Annotated in this window: 20 protein-coding genes; 16 read left to right on the top strand and 4 right to left on the bottom strand. The window is 61.5% G+C overall.

Annotated elements, in window-relative coordinates; genetic code table 11:
* Nucleotides 1-16 precede the first annotated feature (16 nt).
* The 8 genes from FQV27_RS15600 (at nt 17) to FQV27_RS15565 (ending at nt 7281) form a co-directional block, all read left to right on the top strand.
* Entirely contained in the window at nt 17-418 is a 402-nt protein-coding gene (locus tag FQV27_RS15600) for a nuclear transport factor 2 family protein (RefSeq protein ID WP_186827325.1), read from the top strand.
* A gap of 149 nt (nt 419-567) precedes the next feature.
* Nucleotides 568-906 (top strand): P-II family nitrogen regulator, encoded by a 339-nt coding sequence (locus FQV27_RS15595; RefSeq protein WP_147100297.1) that lies wholly within the window; start codon nt 568-570, stop codon nt 904-906.
* Nucleotides 907-988: 82 nt separating this feature from the next.
* Nucleotides 989-2395: a type I glutamate--ammonia ligase gene (gene glnA / locus FQV27_RS15590; protein WP_147100294.1), complete on the top strand. Its 1407-nt coding sequence runs from the start codon at nt 989-991 to the stop codon at nt 2393-2395.
* 176 nt (nt 2396-2571) lie between these two features.
* Nucleotides 2572-3717 (top strand): phosphoserine transaminase, encoded by a 1146-nt coding sequence (locus FQV27_RS15585; RefSeq protein WP_147100292.1) that lies wholly within the window; start codon nt 2572-2574, stop codon nt 3715-3717.
* A 95-nt stretch (nt 3718-3812) separates the two neighbouring features.
* A complete protein-coding gene (serA, locus tag FQV27_RS15580; RefSeq protein WP_147100290.1) occupies nt 3813-5402 on the top strand; it encodes a phosphoglycerate dehydrogenase in 1590 nt (529 codons plus the stop codon).
* Between the two features lie 75 nt (nt 5403-5477).
* Nucleotides 5478-6239 (top strand): metallophosphoesterase, encoded by a 762-nt coding sequence (locus tag FQV27_RS15575; protein WP_147100288.1) that lies wholly within the window; start codon nt 5478-5480, stop codon nt 6237-6239.
* Entirely contained in the window at nt 6236-6787 is a 552-nt protein-coding gene (locus tag FQV27_RS15570; protein WP_147100286.1) for a DUF2585 domain-containing protein, read from the top strand. The genes FQV27_RS15575 and FQV27_RS15570 overlap by 4 nt, the downstream gene beginning before the upstream one ends.
* An 11-nt stretch (nt 6788-6798) precedes the next feature.
* Complete coding sequence (locus tag FQV27_RS15565) at nt 6799-7281, top strand: CreA family protein (RefSeq protein ID WP_147100284.1); 483 nt, start codon at nt 6799-6801, stop codon at nt 7279-7281.
* Here the strand turns inward: FQV27_RS15565 and FQV27_RS15560 are convergent.
* Nucleotides 7223-8020, bottom strand: coding sequence for a sugar transferase (locus tag FQV27_RS15560; RefSeq protein WP_246133129.1), 798 nt, complete (start codon nt 8018-8020; stop codon nt 7223-7225). The genes FQV27_RS15565 and FQV27_RS15560 overlap by 59 nt on opposite strands.
* A gap of 155 nt (nt 8021-8175) precedes the next feature.
* Here FQV27_RS15560 and FQV27_RS15555 point away from each other — a divergent pair, with 155 nt between their 5' ends.
* From FQV27_RS15555 to FQV27_RS15540, 4 genes are all read left to right on the top strand, one after another.
* Complete coding sequence (locus FQV27_RS15555; RefSeq protein ID WP_147100283.1) at nt 8176-8631, top strand: universal stress protein; 456 nt, start codon at nt 8176-8178, stop codon at nt 8629-8631.
* Nucleotides 8632-8756: 125 nt separating this feature from the next.
* Nucleotides 8757-9314 carry a NifU family protein gene (locus FQV27_RS15550; RefSeq protein ID WP_147100281.1) on the top strand — a complete coding sequence of 186 codons (558 nt, stop codon included), beginning with the start codon at nt 8757-8759 and terminating at the stop codon, nt 9312-9314.
* Nucleotides 9307-9897: a tRNA (adenosine(37)-N6)-threonylcarbamoyltransferase complex dimerization subunit type 1 TsaB gene (tsaB, locus tag FQV27_RS15545; protein ID WP_147100279.1), complete on the top strand. Its 591-nt coding sequence runs from the start codon at nt 9307-9309 to the stop codon at nt 9895-9897. The genes FQV27_RS15550 and tsaB overlap by 8 nt, the downstream gene beginning before the upstream one ends.
* Nucleotides 9894-10301, top strand: a complete 408-nt coding sequence (locus FQV27_RS15540; protein ID WP_147100277.1) for a GNAT family N-acetyltransferase — start codon at nt 9894-9896, stop codon at nt 10299-10301. Before tsaB ends, FQV27_RS15540 begins: the two co-directional genes overlap by 4 nt.
* A 53-nt stretch (nt 10302-10354) precedes the next feature.
* Here FQV27_RS15540 and secA read toward each other — a convergent pair whose 3' ends face one another.
* A complete protein-coding gene (gene secA / locus FQV27_RS15535) occupies nt 10355-13060 on the bottom strand; it encodes a preprotein translocase subunit SecA (RefSeq protein WP_147100275.1) in 2706 nt (901 codons plus the stop codon).
* Between the two features lie 200 nt (nt 13061-13260).
* Between secA and FQV27_RS15530 the strand changes: the two genes are divergently transcribed.
* The 4 genes from FQV27_RS15530 to FQV27_RS19295 all read left to right on the top strand — a co-directional run bounded on the left by FQV27_RS15530 (nt 13261) and on the right by FQV27_RS19295 (nt 16178).
* Nucleotides 13261-14103 (top strand): peptidylprolyl isomerase, encoded by an 843-nt coding sequence (locus FQV27_RS15530; RefSeq protein ID WP_147100273.1) that lies wholly within the window; start codon nt 13261-13263, stop codon nt 14101-14103.
* The gene (argJ, locus tag FQV27_RS15525; protein WP_147100271.1) at nt 14103-15464 is read left to right on the top strand and encodes a bifunctional glutamate N-acetyltransferase/amino-acid acetyltransferase ArgJ; all 1362 of its coding nucleotides are present in this window, start codon (nt 14103-14105) and stop codon (nt 15462-15464) included. The genes FQV27_RS15530 and argJ overlap by 1 nt, the downstream gene beginning before the upstream one ends.
* A gap of 73 nt (nt 15465-15537) precedes the next feature.
* Nucleotides 15538-15936, top strand: a complete 399-nt coding sequence (gene mutT, locus FQV27_RS15520) for an 8-oxo-dGTP diphosphatase MutT (protein WP_147100269.1) — start codon at nt 15538-15540, stop codon at nt 15934-15936.
* Between the two features lie 113 nt (nt 15937-16049).
* Nucleotides 16050-16178 carry a hypothetical protein gene (locus FQV27_RS19295; protein ID WP_281290031.1) on the top strand — a complete coding sequence of 43 codons (129 nt, stop codon included), beginning with the start codon at nt 16050-16052 and terminating at the stop codon, nt 16176-16178.
* Between the two features lie 211 nt (nt 16179-16389).
* Here FQV27_RS19295 and FQV27_RS15515 read toward each other — a convergent pair whose 3' ends face one another.
* Together FQV27_RS15515 and FQV27_RS15510 are read right to left on the bottom strand one after the other, a co-directional pair.
* Nucleotides 16390-16785 carry a winged helix-turn-helix domain-containing protein gene (locus tag FQV27_RS15515; RefSeq protein ID WP_147100267.1) on the bottom strand — a complete coding sequence of 132 codons (396 nt, stop codon included), beginning with the start codon at nt 16783-16785 and terminating at the stop codon, nt 16390-16392.
* A gap of 48 nt (nt 16786-16833) precedes the next feature.
* A complete protein-coding gene (locus FQV27_RS15510) occupies nt 16834-18054 on the bottom strand; it encodes a phenylacetate--CoA ligase family protein (RefSeq protein ID WP_147100265.1) in 1221 nt (406 codons plus the stop codon).
* Nucleotides 18055-18070: the final 16 nt, after the last annotated feature.

The following is an 18070-nucleotide window of genomic DNA, read 5'->3' as shown; positions in this document are numbered from 1 at the left end:
ATGAGCAGAGATGGCGATGAACAGCACTGACATCGTGCGCGGCTTCTGGGAGGCCATGCGCGGCAACGATTTTACCCTGGCCGCCGAACGCTGGCTGTCGCCCGACTATATCGGCCTCTGGCCGCAATCCTCGGAAGTCATTCAGGGCCCGGCGGCCTATGCGCGGGTCAATAACGCCTTTCCCGGTCGCGGCGACTGGCGCTTCGAGGAACGCGCGCTTCTGGCCGACGGTGCCCGCGTCGTCACTGACATGCTTATCAGCAACGCGCCGCTGGAGGTGGAGATTCATGCGATCACCTTCCACGAAACGCGCGACGGCCTGATTCACCGCCAGACGGAATACTGGCCCGACCGCTACCCCCGCCCGGACTGGCGCGCGGACCTTCTGCCGGTGGACCCGGAGATTGCAAGATGGTAGATATGCACATTATTTAAGCAAGTTGACCTGACTATCAGCAGTAATCCGACTCTTTTCGGGACAAACGCCCGAAAATTACGCGCAGATCGTGGACGATTGACAGCAAACCCGGCAAGCAGAGCACAGTTAGCGCAGGAAGGATCACCCGGATGAAGAAGATCGAAGCGATCATCAAGCCCTTCAAACTGGACGACGTGAAGGAGGCCCTTCAGGAAGTCGGCGTGCAGGGCCTGACCGTTACCGAAGTCAAGGGCTTCGGTCGTCAGAAAGGCCACACGGAACTGTATCGCGGGGCCGAATACGTCGTCGACTTCCTGCCGAAGATCAAGATCGAGATGGTTCTGCCCGACGATCAGATCGACGCCGCCGTCGAGGCCATCGTCTCGGCCGCGCGGACCGAAAAGATCGGCGACGGCAAGATCTTCGTTTCCCCCGTCGATCAGGCAATCCGCATCCGCACCGGCGAGACCGGCGAGGACGCGGTCTGATCCGACCGGACCTGAGATTTACAGCAGATTACGGGACCGGCCTCGGCCGGTTCCGGCATGAAGACAGAAAGGGAAAGGCCCAATGAAAGTCAAAGACGTCACTGACCTGATGAAGGACGAGGAAGTCGAATATGTCGACATCCGCTTCACCGATCCGAAAGGCAAGCTGCAGCACGTGACGCTGGTTGCCGATCTGGTGGACGAGGACTTCTTCGAGGAAGGCTTCATGTTCGACGGCAGTTCGATCGCCGGCTGGAAGTCGATTGACCAGTCCGACATGAAGCTTATGCCCGACCCGGCATCGGCCTATCTGGACCCGTTCTATGCCGAAAAGACCCTGTGCGTTCACTGCAACGTGGTCGAGCCGGATACCGGCGAAGCCTATGCCCGCGATCCGCGCGGCACCGCCGTCAAGGCAGAGGCCTATCTGAAATCCTCTGGCATCGGCGACGCGGCCTATTTCGGTCCGGAAGCGGAATTCTTCCTGTTCGACGACGTGCGTTATTCCGTGACCCCGCAGAAGGTAGGCTTCCAGATCGACGCCGATGCGGCTGCGTGGAACACCGACAGCGAATATGACATGGGCAACCAGGGCCATCGCGCCGGCCACAAAGGTGGCTATTTCCCGGTGAACCCGATCGACGAAGCGCAGGATATTCGTGGCGAGATGCTGTCCACCATGAAGAACATGGGCATCAAGGTCGACAAGCATCACCACGAGGTTGCGACCTGCCAGCACGAACTGGGCATGATCTTCGGCCAACTGACCGAGCAGGCCGACAACATCCAGAAATACAAATACGTCATCCACAACGTGGCCGACGCCTATGGCAAATCGGCGACCTTCATGCCGAAGCCGATGAAGGGCGATAACGGGTCGGGCATGCACGTCAACATGTCGATCTGGAAGGACGGCAAGCCGCTTTTCGCGGGCGACAAATATGCCGATCTGTCGCAGGAAGCGCTGTGGTTCATCGGGGGCATCCTGAAGCATGCGAAGGCGCTGAACGCGCTGACCAACCCGTCCACCAACAGCTACAAACGCCTGATCCCGGGCTTTGAAGCGCCGGTTCTGCGCGCCTATTCGGCCCGCAACCGTTCTGGCTGCGTTCGTATTCCGTGGACCGAATCGCCCAAGGCGAAGCGCGTCGAGGCCCGCTTCCCCGATCCGTCGGCGAACCCCTATCTGGCCTTCGCGGCCCTGCTGATGGCCGGTCTGGACGGCATCAAGAACAAGATTGATCCGGGTCCGGCTTCGGACAAGGACCTGTACGATCTGCCGCCGGAAGAACTGGCCGAAATCCCCACCGTCTGCGGCTCCCTGCGCGAAGCGCTGGAAGAGCTGGAGAAGGACATGGACTTCCTGCTGGCCGGCGACGTGTTCACCAGGGATCAGCTGGAGGGCTATATCAAGCTGAAATGGGAAGAGGTGTATAACTACGAACACACCCCCCATCCGGTCGAATATCAGATGTATTACTCGGTCTGATCCGATCCGCAGAATTGAGGACAGGCGCCCCATACGGGCGCCTGTTTTCGTTTCGGTGCTGGCAAACCGCATGATCGCGTCACGCGTTTTTTGTTGCAGTATCGCTGACAGAGGCGTATGCCCCACGGCGGGACACCCCTCCCCAACGAGGGGCTTTTGCCTGAAAGGGTAACGATATGGCGAATACGCTTCCGGCTGCGCGTCCGGCTAATCCGCGCTTTTCTTCTGGCCCCTGTGCCAAAATCCCCGGTTTCGATCTGAACATGCTCGCAGACGCGCCCCTGGGCCGTTCGCACCGCGCTGCTGTTGGCAAGGAAAAGCTGGCGAAAGCGATCGACACCACCCGTGAAATTCTGAATGTGCCCGCGGATTACCGCATCGGCATCGTTCCCGCGTCCGATACCGGCGCGGTTGAAATGGCGATGTGGTCGCTGCTTGGCGAACGCCCGGTCGAGATGCTGGCCTGGGAAAGCTTCGGGTCCGGCTGGGTCACCGACGTGGTCAAGCAGCTGAAGCTGGATGCCAAGGTCCAGACCGCCGATTACGGCAAGATCGTGGATTTCGGCAGCGTCGATTTCGACCGCGACGTGGTCTTTACGTGGAACGGCACGACCTCGGGCGTACGGTTGCCGAATGGCGATCAGATCCCGGCGGATCGCGGCGGGCTGACCATCTGCGACGCCACCAGCGCCGCATTCGCGATGGAGCTGCCCTGGGACAAGCTGGATGTGGTCACCTTCAGCTGGCAGAAAGTTCTGGGCGGCGAAGGCGGGCATGGCGTCCTGATCCTGAGCCCGCGCGCGGTTGAACGGCTGGAAAGCTATACCCCCGCATGGCCGCTGCCGAAGATCTTCCGCATGACCAAGGGCGGCAAGCTGATCGAAGGTATCTTCAAGGGCGAAACGATCAACACGCCGTCGATGCTGTGTGTCGAGGATTACCTTGTTTCACTGGAATGGGCGAAATCCGTTGGCGGCCAGAAAGGGCTGCAGGACCGCGCCAATGCCAATGCGCAGGCGGTCTGGGATTTCTGCGATTCGCGCGACTGGATTGCCAATCTGGCGGAAGATCCGGCGACGGCCTCGACCACCAGCGTATGCCTGAAATTCACCGATGATCGCATCAAGGATGGTGCAGCCTTCGCGAAGGCCGTGGCAAAACGGCTGGAGAAGGAAGGCGTGGCGCTCGATATCGGGGCATATCGCGATGCGCCTGCCGGTCTGCGGATCTGGTGCGGATCGACTGTTGAAACGGCTGACATTCAGGCGCTGCTGCCCTGGATCGAATGGGCGTTCAACGAAGAAATCGCCGCGCAGGCCTGATCTTGTAGCGGTGCGCTGAAGCGCACCCTACGCCCTCATCCATATTCCCATTCGCAGGGTGTGCCGCGGCGCACCTTCACCCAAAGGAGCATCACATGCCCAAGGTTCTCGTATCCGACAAGCTTTCGGAAACCGCCGTTCAGATCTTCCGCGACCGTGGGGTCGAGGTCGACTATCTGCCCGATGTCGGCAAGGACAAGGAAAAGCTGGCCGAGATCATCGGTAACTATGACGGTCTGGCGATCCGTTCGGCCACCAAGGTGACGGAAAAGCTGCTGGAAAATGCGGCCAATCTGAAAGTGATCGGCCGGGCCGGGATCGGTGTCGATAACGTCGATATTCCGGCTGCGTCGAAGAAAGGCGTGATCGTGATGAACACGCCCTTCGGCAACAGCGTGACCACCGCCGAACACGCCATCGCGCTGATGTTCGCCGTCGCACGTCAGCTGCCGGAAGCAAGCGTTTCGACCCATGCCGGGAAGTGGGAAAAGAACCGCTTCATGGGGGTTGAGGTCTTCAACAAGACGCTTGGCCTGATCGGTGCGGGCAATATCGGCTCCATCGTCGCCGACCGCGCGCTTGGGCTGAAGATGAAGGTGCTGGCCTATGACCCCTTCCTGTCGGAAGAACGCGCTGACCAGCTGGGCGTCAAAAAGGTCGAGCTGGACGAACTGCTGGCGAAAGCCGATTTCATCACCATGCACGTGCCCCTGACCGACAAGACCCGCAACATCCTGTCGCGCGAAAATATCGCCAAGACCAAGAAGGGTGTTCGCATTGTCAACGCCGCGCGTGGCGGGCTGATCGACGAGGAAGCTCTGGCCGAGGCGCTGAAATCGGGCCATGTCGCCGGTGCAGCGCTTGACGTCTTCGCAACCGAACCTGCGACCGAAAGCCCGCTGTTCAACCTGCCGAACGTCGTTGTGACGCCTCACCTTGGGGCTTCGACCAATGAGGCGCAGGAAAACGTGGCGCTGCAAGTGGCAGAACAGATGTCGGATTACCTGCTGACCGGCGCCGTGTCGAACGCGCTGAACATGCCGTCTGTCACGGCCGAGGAAGCCAAGGTCATGGGCCCGTGGATCAAGCTGGCCGGTCATCTGGGCAGCTTTATCGGTCAGATGACGGATGAAGCGATCAAGTCGATCAACATCCTGTACGACGGCGTCGTGTCCGAGATGAACGTCAACGCGCTGAACGCATCGGTCATCGCAGGCGTCATGAAGGCGACGAACCCTGAGGTCAACATGGTCTCTGCCCCGGCCATTGCCAAGGATCGCGGCATCCAGGTCGCGACCACACGCCAGGAAGCCGGCGGCGTCTATGATGGCTATATCAAGGTGTCGGTCGTCACGGCAGAACGCGAACGCTCTATCGCTGGCACGGTGTTCAGCGACGGCAAACCGCGCTTCATCCAGATCCGTGGCATCAATCTGGACGCCGAGATCGGGGAACACATGCTGTACACGCGCAACAAGGACGTTCCCGGCGTCATCGGCGCGCTTGGCAGCACCCTTGGTGAGATGGGCGTCAACATCGCAAACTTCCAGCTTGGCCGGTCGGCCAATGGAGAAGACGCGATTGCGATCCTTTATCTGGACGAAGCGATCTCGCCCGAGGTTCTGGCCGCACTGGAAGCGACAGGCAAGTTCCTGCAGGCGCGCGCGCTTCGTTTCGAAGTCTGAGCGAGTTCGCAACCATATCGGGGCCCGGCCGTTGAAGTGCCGGGCCTTTGATATTCCAGCAGGTATCTTCAGAAAATGAACAGCAAGACCGATTTTCAGCCGATCTATGCGCTTGGCGATGTGCATGGCCGCATGGATGCGCTGACAGAGGCGCATCGCCTTATCGCGCGTGATGGTGGCAGCGATGCGCGCATCGTTCATCTGGGGGATCTGATCGACCGCGGGCCGGCCTCTCGGCAGGTGATCGACTATCTGATGGACGGACAGGCCAAGGGGCGCGACTGGACGGTCATCAAGGGCAATCATGACCACAAGCTGCCGCGATTCATGGATGATCCCGGCTGGATCGACCCCGGCCCGTCAACCGAAAACACCTGGACAGGCGATCAGCGAAACGGGGCGGATGCGACATTCGCGTCATATGGGATCGACGGCGCGTTCGAGCGCCCGCTGGAAGATTTGCACGCCGAAGCACTGAAAAAGATCCCTGTCGAACATGTGCGCTGGCTGGACGGGCTGCCGCCCTGGCTGTTGCATCCCGCCGGTTTCCTGTTTGTCCATGCCGGCATTCGACCCGGCGTCGACCTGTCGCTGCAGTCACCGGTCGATCTGATGTGGATACGCAAGCCCTTCCTTGAATCCTCGGCCGATCACGGGGCGCTTGTCGTGCATGGTCACACCGCGATCAAGCATGCGACGCATTATGGGAACCGGCTGAATCTTGACAGCGGGGCGGGGTATGGCGGCCCGGTATCCGCAGTCCGGCTGGATCGCGACGGCGCATGGCTGCTTGGCGATGACGGCCCCCAGCATATGCAGCCCGGCCCCGCCGAATGAGGCGGGCGGTCGCCATTTCGCTTGGGATCGTCGTCGTTGCTGCCGCCATATTGCTTGTCATGGGCCGCACGCCGATCTGCGAATGCGGATATGTGAAGTTGTGGCATGGACAGACGCTGAGCAGCGAAAATTCGCAGCATCTGACGGACTGGTACACGCCCTCACATGTGCTTCACGGTCTGGGTTTTTACGCGCTTCTCTGGCTGGTCGCGCGACGGCTGAGCCTTGGGACACGGCTAATCATCGCGACCGTGATCGAATGCATCTGGGAGGTTGTCGAAAACTCCCCAGCGATTATCGAGCGGTATCGCGCGGTGACGATCTCGCTGGATTATTACGGTGACAGCGTCATCAATTCCGTCGCCGACATCTTGGCCATGATGGTCGGTTTCGCGCTGGCGCGGGTTCTGCCTGTCTGGTTGTCGCTTACGCTTTTCGTCATCGCCGAGGCCGTGACGACCTACTACATTCGTGATGGATTGATGCTGAACATCCTGATGCTGGTCTGGCCGCTGGAGGCGGTGCGCGACTGGCAGGCCGCAACGTGAAAGGAACAATCATGCTTGAAAGAATCGCTGCTCTTGCCCCCGCTCTGATCCTGCTTGCCGCACCCAGCTTCGCCGAACAGGTGGCAGAAGTCGGCGTCGACTGGGTCGGAAACGATATTGTGGTCGAGGCGATCCATGATCCGGAAGTCGAGGGCGTGACCTGTCATCTGGCCTATTTTTCCCGCTCGGTCATCGACCGGCTGAGTCAGGGAAACTGGTTCGAAGACCCGTCAAACAGCGCCATAGAGTGCAGCCAGACCGGGCCCATCACGGTCGGCGACATTTCAAAAAGTCAGGATGGAGAGGATGTGTTCAGCGAAGGCCGGTCGCTGGTGTTCAAGTCGCTGCGCGTGAAGCGCATCTATGACGAGAAGAATCAGGTGCTGATCTATCTCGCCCATGCGAACGAGCTGTCCGAGGGATCGGCAAAGATGTCTATTTCGACGGTACCGATTCGACCGGCCGCGGGCGGTGGCGTCCCGGCGGCGGAATGATCTCGACCGAGCGGCGCTTGCGCGGGCGGTCATAGCCGACAACGGCAAGGAACGTCCGCCACATGATCCAGAAATCCAGCCAGGGCGATGCGGCCTGCCGGTAAACCAGTTCGATGCGAAGCTTGGTCGGCAGGCAGCGCGCGTAATAGCAGCGCTCGGTTTCTTCGGCGGTATCGCAGCGGGCGAGGATACGGTCCTCGTGGCGATGATAGATCAGCGTGGCAAGCCCGGTCACGCCCGGCTTGATCTGCAGCACCGCATTATAAATCGCGGGAAACCGCTCGACATATTCCGGAAGCGGCGGGCGCGGGCCGACAAAGCTCATATCGCCGGCGATGATGTTGAAAAGCTGGGGAAGTTCGTCAAGGCGCGTGCGGCGCAGGAAACGGCCCAGCGGGGTGATACGCCAATGTTTATGCGCGCCGGTGGCCCCGCCATCGTCATCGTCGCGAATCATCGTGCGGAACTTGAACTGCCGGAAAGGCTTGCCCGGCGACTGCATTCGTTCGCCTGCATAGATCAGCGGGCGACCCTGACTGATAAGCAGTGCGGCAGCTACCAGCGCCATCGGCAGCGCGAGAATTGCCAGCATCGCAAGGGAAAGCACCAGATCGACGGCCCGCTTGAGGTGACGGCGATAGAAACTGTCGGGGCTGGTCACCTGATGCAGGTGCCACAACTCGGCTTCTGGAATGGCCGGCCGAAGATCGACTGAATCCCAATTCTGGTACAGTGTCAAAGCTTCGGCTCCCCAAGCGTTGAATTTATTACCAAAGCGTTAACACATTCCATTTGGAGGTAAAATGAAGCGTGACCCTCAACAGTTCCAATGTGTTGCCGGATTAGCGCAAATGAAGCAACCTATACGCGAAACTTTGCCGAAGAGGCTGATTTATGCGCAAATTCCTCGTCCTGCTTGACGAATCCCCCGAATGCCAGAACGCCATGCGATTCGCGGCGATGCGCGCCGCGCGCACGCAGGGCGGGGTCGTGGTGCTGTCTATTATCCCGCCAGAGGCAATTCAGCATGGAATCGGCGTGGCAGAGTTGATGCGGCAGGAAGCAGAGGACCGCATCACCTCTCAGTATCAGGTCTTTGCGCATTGGATGCGCGACAGTCAGGGCGTCGATCCCGAACTGGTCATCCGTGAAGGCGACCCCTCGGCGCAGCTTCTGGCACATCTTGAAAGCGACGCCGAAATCGGCGTTCTGGTTCTGGGTGCCGCGCCGGGCAAGGGCGGGCCGGGGCCGATTATCAGCAGGATATTGCGCGACCTGTCGGGGCTGCCCTGCGCGATCACGCTGATCCCTGCCGAGTTGTCGCGCGACCGGCTGGAAGCGATTGCGTAACAGGTCTCGCCGCCTGCCGGGCGGGTCGCAACCCTGCATTCGCGAACGATTGCCGTGCGCGGCACGGCTGACGCGGGTTGACCGAACGCGACGCGCAGCCCATATCAGCACGAAAGGAGCGCCCCATGTTCATCCAGACCGAGACGACACCAAACCCCGCAACGCTGAAATTCCTGCCCGGCCAGCCTGTTCTGGAACGCGGCACCGCGGATTTCACCGATGCCGAAGCGGCCTCGGTTTCGCCGCTGGCGACGCGCGTTTTTGCGGTCAATGGTGTAAGCGGCGTCTTCCTCGGCTCGGATTTCGTGACCGTCACGAAGGCCGACAGCGCGGAATGGGACCATATCAAGCCTGCGATTCTGGGCGCGATCATGGAACATTTCCAGTCCGGCGCACCCGCGATGCAGGGCGCGGCCGATCTGACCGGCCATGCAGACCATTCTGGCGAGGATGAAGGGATTGTCAGCCAGATCAAAGAGCTGCTCGATACCCGCGTGCGTCCGGCTGTGGCGCAGGATGGCGGCGACATCACCTTTCACGGCTTCGACAAGGGCGTTGTCTATCTGCATATGCAGGGCGCCTGCGCGGGTTGCCCGTCCTCGACCATGACGCTGAAAATGGGGATCGAGAACCTGCTGCGCCACTACATCCCCGAAGTGACCGAGGTGCGCCCCATTGCCTGAGGCGCTGACGCTTGGCTTTGACACATCGGCCGCGCATTGCGCGGCCGCTTTGCTGTCAGGCGATCAGCTTCTGGCCGAAGTCCATGAGGAGATGGCAAAGGGTCAGGCCGAACGGCTGATGCCCCTGATCGAGGAAATGCTGGCCGGATCCGGGGCAAACTGGCGCGATCTTGCGCTGATCGGGGTCGGGACCGGGCCGGGCAACTTTACCGGCATCCGTATTTCCGTCGCTGCGGCCCGCGGGCTGGCATTGTCGCTGAACATCCCTGCCATTGGCATCGGCGCGACCGAGGCGCTTGCCTTTGGCCTGCCCCGCCCCTGCCGCGTTGTCATTCCGGGCAAGCGCGATCTGGCAATCTGGCAGGACTTCGGCGACGGGCTGGTCAGCGCGCCGCAGCAATCGCCCCTGAACGACATCCCGCCCGGCCCCCCTGTCGCCGACCCGCAGGTCGGCATCGCCGAAGGCATCGCCCGACTTGCCCTGCTGCGCGCCGGCACCCCGCAGCCACGGCCCGCGCCGATTTACCTTCGGCCTGCGGACGCAGCACCTGCGACCACGAAAGGACCGGTCATTCTGCCATGACCCCGATGGAAATGGCCCGCATCCACGCCGCCAGCTTCACCCGGCCGCGCCCGTGGGGCACTGCCGAATTTGCCGCGCTGCTGGCCGACCCGGCCAGTTTCGCGATTTCGGTGGATCAGGGCTTCATCCTGGGACGAACGGTGATCGACGAGGCAGAGCTTCTAACCCTTGCCGTCGCACCAACTGACCGGCGCCGCGGCGTCGGCCGCGCACTTCTGACGAGCTTCGAGGCAGAGGCGCGGCGGCGAGGCGCTCTCGCGGCATTTCTGGAAGTGGCATCGGATAACACAGCGGCGCAGGCGCTGTATGTCGCGCATGACTGGCAGGAGGCGGGGCGCAGGCGCAACTATTATGGCACCGGAATTGACGGGCTGGTCATGCGCAAGGAAATCGCCTTGCCCTGATTGCGATGGCGCGAAAAGGAAACGGGGGCATCTGCGCCCCCGTCTTTGCTTCGTCAGACCAGCTGGCCGTGGCAATGCTTGAACTTCTTGCCCGAGCCGCAGGGGCACGGATCGTTTCGTGATGGGTTCCCCCAGCTTGCCGGATCGTTTTCGTCGAAGCCGGGGGCGTGGGCGGATGCCTCGCCGCCCTCGGCCTCTTCGTGTTCGGCATGCATCTGTTCCTGCTGCTGGGCCTGCTGTTCCTGATACTGGCGCATCATCTGGTCACGCTCCTCGTCCGTCAGCGGACGAATGCGGCCAAGCTGCTGCGTGACATCGGCGCGCAGACCGTCAAGCATACTCTCGAAAAGCTGGAACGCCTCGGTCTTGTATTCCGACAGCGGATCGCGCTGCGCATATCCGCGGAACCCGACGACAGAGCGCAGATGTTCCAGCGTCAGCAGGTGGTCGCGCCATTTCTGGTCAATGGCCTGAAGCAGGATCTGCTTTTCGATCTGGCGCATCGTATCGCCGCCGAAACCGGCTTCCTTCTCGGCCATATAGGTGTCGGTCGCCTCGGTAATGCGTTCGCGGATCGTTTCCTGATCGACGCCTTCCTCGGCGGCCCATTCGTCGATGGGCAGGTTCATGTTCAGCCGGTCCACAGCCGCTTTGTGCAGGCCCGCATTGTCCCACTGTTCGGCATAGGCGCGGGCTGGCATGTGTTCGTCGACCAGATCTTCGATGACCTGATGACGCATATCGGCTGCGACCTCTCCCACCTCTTCGCTGTCCATGATCTCGCGGCGCTGGCTGAAGATCGCCTTGCGCTGATCGTTCATCACGTCGTCAAACTTCAGAAGCTGCTTGCGGATGTCGAAGTTGCGGCCTTCGACCTTCGCCTGCGCACGCTCCAGCGACTTGTTGACCCACGGGTGAACGATCGCCTCGCCTTCCTTCATGCCCAGACGCGACAGAACGGAATCCAGCCGCTCCGAGCCGAAAATCCGCATCAGGTCGTCTTCAAGCGACAGGAAGAACAGCGACCGTCCCGGATCGCCCTGCCGGCCCGAGCGACCGCGAAGCTGGTTGTCGATCCGCCGGCTTTCGTGGCGTTCTGTGGCCAGAACGAACAAACCGCCTGCGCCGAGGACTTTTTCCTTGTCGGTGGCGTGTTCCGCTTCGATCTTCGCGCGCAATTCGTCGGGATTGGCTTCGGGATCGGCGGCAAGCGCCTGCATCACCTTCATTTCCACATTGCCGCCAAGTTGGATGTCGGTGCCGCGTCCGGCCATGTTGGTGGCGATTGTCACCGCGCCGGGCTTGCCGGCCTCGGCCACGATATGGGCCTCTTGCTCGTGCTGGCGTGCATTCAGGACGTTATGCGCGATACCGGCCTGCGTCAGCATCTGCGACAGCATCTCGGATTTCTCGACGCTGGTGGTGCCGACAAGCGTGGGCTGGCCCTTGGCATGGGCTTCCTGAATCGCCTCGATCACGGCGGCGTATTTTTCGTCCCCCGTCCGGTAAACGCGGTCATGTTCGTCAACCCGCGCAATCGGCTTGTTGGTTGGCACTTCGACCACGCCCAGCTTGTAGATATCGGCAAATTCCTCTGCCTCGGTGGCGGCGGTGCCAGTCATGCCGCCCAGCTTGTCGTAAAGGCGGAAATAGTTCTGGAACGTCACGCTGGCCAGCGTCACGTTTTCGGGCTGGATGGTGACGCCTTCCTTCGCCTCGATCGCCTGATGCAGACCGTCCGACAGGCGGCGGCCCTTCATCGCGCGGCCGGTGAATTCGTCGATCAGCACCACCTCGCCATTCTGGACCATGTAATTCTGATCGCGATGGAACAGCTTGTGGGCGCGAAGTGCCTGGTTGGCGTGGTGAACGATGGTCGTCGATTCCGGGTCATACAGCGTCTGACCTTCGGGCAGCACGCCCGCCTGGGACAGAAGCTGCTCCATCTTCTCGTTGCCCTCTTCGGTGAAGGTGGCATTGCGCGCCTTCTCGTCCAGCTTGTAGTCCTCGTCCGCCAATTGCGGCATGAACTGGTTCAGCGTCACGTAAAGCTCGCTGCGGTCCTGTGAGGGGCCCGAGATAATCAGCGGCGTGCGCGCCTCGTCGATGAGGATGGAGTCGACCTCGTCCACGATGGCATAGAAATGGTAACGCTGGACCATCTGCTCGACCGACCCCTTCATGTTGTCGCGAAGATAGTCGAAGCCAAGCTCGTTATTCGTCGCATAGGTGACGTCGGCCTGATAGGCCTGACGCTTTTCCTCGTCGGGCTGGAACGGATAGACAACGCCGGTTGTCATGCCGAGCGCGCTGAACACCTTGCTCATCCATTCGGCATCGCGCTTTGCCAGGTAATCGTTGACGGTAACGACATGGACACCCTTGCCCGCCAGCGCGTTCAGATAGGCTGGGAAGGTCGCCACAAGCGTCTTGCCCTCACCCGTCTTCATCTCGGCGATATTGCCCTGATGCAGAAAGATGCCGCCCATAAGCTGCGTATCGAAGGCGCGCAGGCCAAGCGCCCGGCGTGCAGCCTCGCGGCAATTCGCGAAGGCCTCCGGCAGCAGCGCGTCCAGATCCTCGCCGGATCTGGCCCTGTCCTGAAGTTCGCGCGTCTTTGCGATCAACTCTTCGTCAGAGCGCGCCTGAACCTCGGTTTCCATCGCATTGATCTTGGCCACCAGCGGGCGGACCGACTTCACCTTGCGGTCGTTGGGCGTCCCAAAGACCTTTTTCGCCAAATTGCCTAGACCCAGCATGATAACTCCGGCCGTATCGTTTCGGGAAAGGCTGGGGCACGGCCCCTTGCCCGGACCGTCAGTCCTGCCGTAACAGTGCAGGGAATAAACGGCGCGGGCGCGCCTTTTCGGTTGCGCCGGATGTAGGCCCGCGTCCATGCAGTGTCAACGCTTGCCCCTGTAACGTAACGCCTTCCGGGGGCGCATTCCAAGGAAACACCATGCTGATCCGCACCGCTTCTGCCGCCCTGATGATGGCCGTTCTAGCAATGCCGGCACTTTCGCAAGATGCCGACACCGTCATCGCCAAGGTCAATGACACAGAGATCACGCTTGGCCAGATGGCGGCGATGAAGCTGGGCCTGCCGCCCGACATGGCCGGGATGCCCGCGCCGGAGCTGTGGGACATGATGCTGGATCAGATGATCCGGCAGGCCGCGATGGCCGAGGTCGGCGAAAAGACCATGACCCCGCGCGACAAATCCGTGCTGGAGATCGACCGCCGCGCCTATCTGGCCGGTGCCGCACTGGAGCGCTATGCCGATTTCGAGCCGACGGACGAGGAAATCCAGGCCGCCTATGAAAAGGCGTTCCCGGCCGACAAGCCGATCACCGAATACGACGCAGACCACATCCTTCTGGAAACCGAAGAGGCTGCCAAGGCGGTGATCGACGAACTGGCCAAGGGCGCCGATTTCGCCAAGCTGGCAGAGGAGCGTTCGGTCGATACTGCGTCCGGCCTGAATGGCGGCGATCTTGGCTGGTTCACGCGCGACCGCATGGTCAAGGAATTTGGCGATGCCGTTGCAGAAATGGAAGACGGCGCAACCTCGACCGAGCCGGTGAAATCGCAGTTCGGCTGGCATGTCATCAAGCTGAACGGCAGCCGCGTGCAAGAGCCGCCTGCCCTTGCCGATATCCGCGACGCGCTGGTTCAGCAGATCCGCCGCGAAAAGGTCGAGGCAGAGATCGAGCGCATCACCAGCGAGGCCAAGGTCGAAAAGACCGAAGGGATCGACCCCGCCGTGCTGGAACAGGACATCCTGAACGCGAAGGCTGAGTGATGGCGAAGGACGACAAGAAGAAGGCAGCGAAGACCAAGGCCGAAAAGGCGGAAAAGAAGCTGCGCAAGGCTGCGAAGAAGTCGGCGAAGGCTGCAAAGCCCGTAACGGCGGCCAAGGCGCCGCCCGTCGTCTCGCCGCTCGCGCCGAAATCATTCCCGGATCTGCCGATTGTCGAGGGGGTCGAATTCGCCTCTGCCGCGGCGGGGGTGAAATATCAGGGGCGCACCGACGTGATGCTGGCGCGCATGGCACCGGGCACCGCGATTGCCGGGGTGTTTACCAGGTCATCCACACGCGCGGCGAGTATTCTTGATTGTCAGGCGAAGCTTTCGGGCAGTCAGGATCAATCGCAGGGCGCGGCGATCATCGTCAACTCTGGCAATGCCAACGCCTTTACAGGCCGCAACGGGCAAGAGGCCGTGGACCGGGTGACGGGCGCGGTGGCCGAAGCACTCGGCATGCCGTCGAGCCGGGTTTTCTCGTCCTCGACCGGGGTGATCGGCGAACCGCTTCCCGCCGAGCGCATCACGGCCGTGATCTCGGAAACGGCGGCGCGGCTGGACCCGGCAGGCGCGGCTGGCGCTGCGCAGGCGATCATGACCACGGATACCTTTGCGAAGGGCTCTGGTGCCGTCGTGCAGGGTGACGGTGGCCCGATCCATATCGCCGGCATTGCCAAGGGGTCCGGCATGATCGCGCCGGATATGGCGACGATGCTGGTCTATATCTTCACCGACGCGAAAATCTCGGCTGACAACCTTCAGAAGCTGCTGTCGAAGCAGGTGGACGAGACGTTCAACGCGATCACCGTGGACAGCGACACCTCGACCTCGGACGCGCTGATACTTGCCGCGACAGGCCGGTCGCCTGCGGCAGAGCTTCGCGACATGCGCAGCAAGCCCGCGCGCGACTTCGCAGCGGCGCTGAACGGGGTGATGCTGGATCTGGCGCAGCAGGTCGTGCGCGACGGCGAAGGTGCGACGAAATTCGTCGAGGTCCGCGTGACCGGCGCGGAAACGCCGGCAGATGCGCATAAGGTCGCGATGTCGATTGCGAACTCTCCATTGGTCAAGACGGCCATTGCAGGCGAGGATGCAAACTGGGGCCGCGTCGTCATGGCGGTCGGCAAATCAGGCGCAAAGGCCGATCGCGACCGGCTGACGATCCGTTTCGGCGACATGGTTCTGGCCGAGAACGGCTGGCGCGCGCCGTCCTATGACGAAGGCAAGGCCAGCGCCTATATGAAGCGCGACAGCCTTCTGATCGGCGTCGATCTGGGCCTTGGCAAGGCATCGCGAACGGTCTGGACCTGCGATCTCACGCATCGCTATATCGACATCAACGCCGATTATAGATCCTGAGACGTGGGCGGAGGAACACCTCCGCCCCACCTCGCATTTGCCTGCCGCGACGGACGAAAACTGGAATAGGCTCATGAAAATTGTTCTCGTCGCCGCCGTGGCGCTGATCGACCGCGATGGACGGGTGCTTCTTGCGCAGCGGCCTGAAGGCAAATCGCTTGCAGGTCTGTGGGAGTTTCCCGGCGGCAAGGTCGAGCCCGCCGAAACCCCCGAGGTCGCGCTGATCCGCGAACTGCACGAAGAACTGGGCATCGACACCCACGCGTCGTGTCTGGCCCCGCTGACCTTCGCGAGCCACAGCTATGAAAGCTTTCACCTGCTGATGCCGCTTTTCGCCTGCCGTCGCTGGAACGGGATCGCGCAACCGCGCGAGGGGCAGACGCTTGCATGGGTTAAGGCGAAAGACCTGCGCAGCTATGAAATGCCGCCTGCTGATGTTCCGCTTATCCCGGTATTGGAGCAGTGGCTGTGACCTTTTAGCAACGCTATCGGCGAAATTCCGCTGAACCGTGCAGTCAAGCCATCTTAATTAACCACAAGTTGAGCGTTCCGTTCGATAAATAAACCTCAACGGAGGGACATCGAATGATTCGCACTATCACCATTGGGAGCTATATCTCGATTCAGGGCCTGTTCGAACGGCAGGTCGATGGGGGGGATATTGTCGTCCGTGTCGGCGAAAAAATCTATCAGGGCAAACCTGTTAGCAAGTGATTTGCGATCTGGCTGCCATGTGGCGGCTGCGTGTTTTGGAAGGCATCGCGGGCTGACGCGATGCCTTTTTCATGTCCTGAAACACTGCATGAATGCCGCGGCGCAGCGATGCAAGTGCGACAAAAAAGAACCTTTCAGTTCAATTTTCAGCGCTATTTTCGGCCATTCCCTGCCGAAATTCCCGCATTCACAACCAAAGCGTGTAGAAAACTCAGTTTGACCGCTTCGGGTTCGGAAGCTTTCGCTGCAGTTGCAAAATCGCGTCTGTTCCGGCTTTCGACGCGCGCGCGGCGTCGCGCTGTATCCCGCGAAAAAGATGCAGGGCTTTTGTGCCGGTATCGGTCAGTTGCGCGCCGCCACCCCCTGCACCGCCGCGCTCGCTCGTGACCAGCGGCTCCCCGAACATGCGGTTCATACCTTCGACCAGCGACCATGCCCGCTTATAGCTCATCCCCATGCGTCGTCCCGCTTGCGCGATCGACCCTGTTTCGTCGATGAGTTCCAGAAGGTCGGCTTTTCCGGGACCGATCCAGCAATCCGGACCCAGCCAAAGCCGGATCTGCAATCGGGGATAACGGTCCGGATCATGAAGCGGCGGGTGGGACATGCGCCGATCCTGACGCCAAGACGGCAGCGCGGCAAGACGCGCCGCGCCTCAATCGTATTTACGCCTGTCTTCAATCACCAGGCCGTCATTAGGCAGGCTGCCGGGCGCGACGATTTCCACCCGCCCACGCAGCTTCAGCGCCTCGGCGATAGAGGCCGCGTATTCCGCGCCGGCATCGCGCGGGCTTTCGATCTGGACGGTCATGGCGTCCATCTCTCCCTCGCGGTCGGCGATGACGCGTGCGCGGGCGATTTCCGGGTGGCGCGCGACCAGATCGGCCACCTGTTCCGGGCGCACGAACATACCCTTGATCTTGGTCGTCTGATCGGCGCGGCCCATCCAGCCACGGATGCGCGTATTGGTTCTGCCGCAAGGCGATGCGCCGGGCATGACTGCAGACAAATCGCCGGTCGCAAAACGGACAAGCGGATAATCCGGGTTCAGCGTGGTCACGACAACTTCACCGACCTCGCCGTCGGCCACGGGGATACCTGTGCCGGGACGCACGATTTCGACGATGACGCCCTCATCCACGATCATCCCTTCCATCGCCTCGGATTCGTAGGCGATATTGCCCAGATCGGCGGTCGCATAGCATTGCCGCGTGATGATACCGCGATCGGCGTAATGGTCGCGCAGCGACGGGAACAGCGCGCCACCGGCAACCGTCGCCCGTGTGATCGACAGCGTTTCGCCAAGTTCATCGGCACGGTCGAGTATCTGTTTCAGAAAGTCCGGCGTGCCGGCATAGACGGTGCTGCCGATATCGGCAGCCGCGCGCACCTGCAGATCGGTCTGTCCGGTCCCGGCCGGTAGAACCGCGGCATCCACCGCGCGGGCGGCGCTGTCGAACATCATTCCCGCAGGCGTCAGGTGATAGGCAAAGCAGTTCTGAACGATATCGCCGCGCCCGACGCCGCTGGCGAACAGGAACCGACCAAGCCGCCACCAGTCGCCTTCGCGGCGACCCGGTTCATAGATCGGGCCTGGCGACTGAAAGATGTGGTCAAACTCTGCCGCCAGTCTGGTCGTGTAACCGCCGAAGGGCGGGTTCTTCTTCTGCGCCTCGACAAGGTCCGATTTGCGGATGACCGGCAGCGCCGCAAGCTTTGCCATGTCGCGCACGCTTGCCGGATCGACATCGCGCAGCAGCCGCGCCAGCGCCGGCGCGGTCTTTGCGCGTCCAAGCGCGGCAGGCAGCGCCTCTTCCAGCCACTCGGCGCGTTCGTCGGGATCGCGCACTTCCAGCTCGTCAAAATATCCGGCCATGAAACGATTCCTCAGC

The sequence above is a fragment of the Paracoccus aurantiacus genome (assembly GCF_007993065.1).
In the GTDB taxonomy this organism is placed as follows: Bacteria; Pseudomonadota; Alphaproteobacteria; order Rhodobacterales; family Rhodobacteraceae; genus Paracoccus; species Paracoccus aurantiacus.
This window is presented reverse-complemented; position numbering and strand designations above follow the sequence as displayed.